Source organism: Pseudoalteromonas sp. SCSIO_11900 (assembly GCF_000576475.1).
Taxonomy (GTDB): domain Bacteria; phylum Pseudomonadota; class Gammaproteobacteria; order Enterobacterales; family Alteromonadaceae; genus Pseudoalteromonas; species Pseudoalteromonas tetraodonis.
Window position 1 is genome coordinate 1 of sequence record NZ_KK070032.1, and the last position, 985, is coordinate 985.

Genomic DNA, 985 nt, shown 5'->3' on the forward strand with positions numbered 1-985 from the left:
AGTTTACCTTCAAGCTCAGTTTTGTATTTTGAAAGCTGAGTAATTAAGCCCATCATATTGTCGGCAACCATGCTGCCATTGAACTTTTGCATCCCTTTTACGTTTAAATCTTCGAACACTAAAATGTCATTTTCATTGGTTATCTGACGTGAAATTTTGTGTGCAAAGTCGAGCCTTTGCCGTGAGATTTTGCCGTGTAATTTGTTGATGCGTTGTTTGGTTTTTTGCCAGCGATTTGAACCTTTAGTTCGGCGTGCAAGCTGGCGTTGCAATTGATTTAACTTTGTTTTTGACTGCTTTAAAAACTTGGGGTTATCGACCACAAAACCATCTGAGCCAACAACAGTTTGCTTTGAGTTAATGTCAAAACCTGTGATTGTTTTTAAAACTTGTTTAGCTGTTTTGCACTCAACTTCTTGAGTGATGCTGCATCCCCATTTTCCGTGGTGATACTGGATAGTTACAGTCTTGATTTTACTTGCTAGTTTGCGATGCAAGATAATGGGTATCTTGCCTACCTTTGGGATACTGATAGCGCCATTTTCAATGCGGATACAGTTCGAGTTATTGACCGCTCGAAAACTATCGTTGTGAAGTTTTTTCTTTTTATATGAGATCTTGTGCTTTGGAAAGCGTTGCAAGCGACCTTTAGTAAAAGCATTCTTGAGCGCTAATTCCAGGTCGCGGGCAATTTGTTGAGCTGCCGCAGAATCGAATGCTTTGATCCAGTTAAACTCTTCGAACGTCTTGATATCTTTAAGTAGTGAGGCCATGTCTTTGTAAAACAAAAACGTTTTATCGTGCTCGTATCGACGCATGTTCTCAGACAACAATAAGTTCCAAATGCCACGCGCTGTCGCGCCAAACTCAACGAGTTTAGCTTCTTGCTCTGCCGTAGGATTTAGCCTGTAGTTGTATCTAAGCGTCTTTTTCATATACTGTATAGACTACTGTATGGAAATGAGTTGTCAAGATGGAATATGAA

1 protein-coding gene is annotated in these 985 nt (G+C 40.0%); it reads right to left on the minus strand.

Annotation, left to right across the window (positions count from 1 at the left end):
• Positions 1 to 935, minus strand: a 935-nt coding sequence (locus BG00_RS17085) for an RNA-guided endonuclease InsQ/TnpB family protein (protein ID WP_036984082.1), incomplete at its 3' end; no start/stop codon positions are given.
• Between the last annotated feature and the right edge of the window lie 50 nt (positions 936 to 985).